Source organism: Nonomuraea sp. NPDC003707 (assembly GCF_053587055.1).
On record NZ_JBSFNK010000114.1, the window covers coordinates 1 to 2,722 of the forward strand.

The following is a 2,722-nucleotide window of genomic DNA, read 5'->3' on the forward strand; positions in this document are numbered from 1 at the left end:
CTGTGAACGATCTCGTTATTGAGCAGGGCTGCGTTCACGTAATTGACCAGGTCCCGGTCTGCGTTCTGTTCTATCCCGCGTTCGTCGTGCTGGGGGTCGCGGCGCGCCCTGGTCGTTTGTTGGGACGGTAGCTTGGCCCGTTCATGAAGACCTGGTGGCTGTTGTTGATCAGACGGTCGAGCAGGGACTCGGCGACGACGGGGTTGGGGAACAGGGGATACCAATCCGTCGGCTGCCGGTTCGAGGTCAGGATCATCGATTTGCCGGTCCGTTCGCTGATCAGCTCGTAGAGATCGTCGGCCTGGGCCGCGGTGAGCTCCCGCATCGCGAAGTCGTCCAAGATGAGGATGGCGGGTCGGGAGAGCTCGGCCAGGCGGCGGGTCCAGGTGCGGTCGGCGTGACCACCGGCCAACTCGGCCAGTGCACGGCTGGTCTTGACGAAGCGGACGTCGGCGCCGTGCCGGATGGCCAGGTGACCGAGGGCTTGGGCGATATGGCTCTTTCCAACCCCAACCGGGCCATAGAGGATGACCGATTCGCCGGCGTGCAGCCAGCGCAGTGCGGCCAGGTCGCGGATTTGAGCGGCGGGGAGTTTCGGGCTGGCGCCGAAGTCGAAGCCTTCCAGCGTGGCCTGCTGCTCGAAGCGGGCCTTGCGCAGTCGTCGCTGCATTGCCATGGTGTCGCGGCGGGAGATCTCGTCCTCGCAGAGGACCTGAAGGAAGTCGATGTGGCCAAGTTCCCCGGCGCGGGCCTGGGCCAGGCGGGCGTCCAGGGTGTCGAGCATGCCGCCGAGCTTGAGCGCGCGCAGCGCCTTGTCCAGCGCGCCGGTCTCGATCGGGGTGATGGTGGTCATGGTGAAGCTCCTCATGATGGTTCGTGGTGCGCTGGTTCAGCGCGAGTGTGATTGCCGTACTTCGCGGTGAGCCTGGTCAGCGCGGTCAGGGTGTCAGCTGGCGGCCGGGGCGCTGGCCTCGCGCAACGGGATCACCTCGGCGATGTGGCCCTGGTAGGCGTCGGCGAACAGGGCGTCGGGGCCGTGCAGGAAAGCATCGGCGCCGCCGTCGCCGCGGCTGGCCGGCGCGGGGTCGGTCTCGGTGCCCGCGGCCAAGATGCCCTTGACGGTCCGGTAGGAGGGGTCGCCGACGGCCAGCGCCTTGGCGCAGGCGGCTTCCAGGCGCTCGGGGTTGTGCTTGTCGGCCAGGCCGAGCACCCCTTGAGCGGCGCGGAGCCGATACAACGCGTTCTCCGCCCAGCAGGTCGGCGATCACCTCGATGCAGGCGGGGCCGATCTGCTCGGCCTTGCTGCGGCACCAGGCCGGGGTGCGCATATGGAAGGCGACCTTCTCCGGCGGGTAGTCGGCCAGGTCGGTCTGCTTGCCTGCGAGCTTGCGCGGGTGGGTCTTGATCAGCTCGCCGCCGAGGAAGAACTGCACCTTGGTGGCTGTGGAGCGGACATCGAGCTGTCGGCCCAGATATCGCCAGGGGATGGAGTAGAGCACCCGCTCCACCCGGGCGTGGATGTCCGGGCCGACCTTGGCCTTGCTCCAGCGCGACAGCACGAACGGCGTGGCGGGCAACGGCGCCAGCCGTTCAGCCTCGATTGCGTCGAAGACCATCAGCGGCGCGGCATCGGCCAGTGGGCGGCAGGCGCGGGCCCCGGCGACCTCGATGCACCAGCGGGCGGCCTGTTCGCGCATCTCCTCCATGCTGGCGAAAGTCCGACCGCGCCAGAAGCTGTCGCGGATATAGGGCATCGGCCGCTCGACGCTGGCCTTGTCGCGTGGCTTTCGCGAGCGGGCCGGGTCGACCAGAACGCCGTAGTGCGCGGCCAGCTCGGCATAGGCGCGGTTGATCTTCGGGTCATAAAGGTCGGGCCGGTCCACGCCGGTCTTGAGGTTGTCGGGCACCAGCCGGGTCGGGCAGCCGCCGAAGAAGGCGAACGCGGCCACGTGCGCGCTGCTCCATGCCTGCTGGTCCATCTTCAGCACCGGGTAGACGAACATGTGCCGGGAGGCGGGCAGCACCATCACGAAGGCCTGCACCATGTGACGGCGCCCGGTCTTCGGGTCGGTCCAGCGGCCCAGTTGGCCGTAGTCGATCTGCCCCTGCTCGCCTGGTTCTGCCTCGCGCAGCCGCAGCACCCGCACCTGCGAGGCGCGCACCTCCTCGGGCAGGTTGGCGTGCACATAGCGGCGCATCGAGGCGATACTGACCGCCAGCCCTTCCTCATCACGCAGTCGCTGGTGGATCGTGGTCACCGTCACTCCGGCCTTGAGCTGGGCGACGATGTAATCGCGGTGCTGCTCGATCGTTGGCCAGGTCACCTGCCGCAGCCGGATGTCGGTCAGCTCCGGGAACCATTCACGCACCCGCGCCGCCCACTCCGCCGAGCTGATCGCCATCCCGCCTGGAGCGATTCCCGCAGCCTCGGCCGGGGCCACGTACTTACGCACCGTGTTACGCGAGACCCCCAAGCTGTCCGCGATCTCGTTCTTCGACCGGCCTGCATGCCAGTGCACCAGGATCTCGGTGATGTCCACCACGTCGAAGCTCCTCCTCGCCATCGGCCCCCCGTCCCGTGACGAGGGCAAGAATGCTGATCTTCCGACGACCAGGTCCATCCCGACACGCACGCCGTGACCAGGGTCAATAACGTGATCGAGGTGGTCAATTACGTGATCGCAGAGGGCTCACGCCTGCTCAATTCTGTGATCGTCGACAC

General features: G+C 67.7%; 2 protein-coding genes. Both read right to left on the minus strand.

Annotation, left to right across the window (positions count from 1 at the left end; all coding sequences use genetic code 11):
- Window positions 1–70 precede the first annotated feature (70 nt).
- A complete protein-coding gene (gene istB, locus ACWDRB_RS67665; protein ID WP_449912840.1) occupies window positions 71–853 on the minus strand; it encodes an IS21-like element helper ATPase IstB in 783 nt (260 codons plus the stop codon).
- An 85-nt stretch (window positions 854–938) separates the two neighbouring features.
- Complete coding sequence (gene istA, locus ACWDRB_RS67670) at window positions 939–2,543, minus strand: IS21 family transposase (RefSeq protein ID WP_449912842.1); 1,605 nt, start codon at window positions 2,541–2,543, stop codon at window positions 939–941.
- Window positions 2,544–2,722: the final 179 nt, after the last annotated feature.

Excerpts from the sequence above, each read along its gene's own strand:
- istB (WP_449912840.1), bottom strand. The coding sequence starts at position 853 with ATGACCACCATCACCCCGATCGAGACCGGCGCGCTGGACAAGGCGCTG.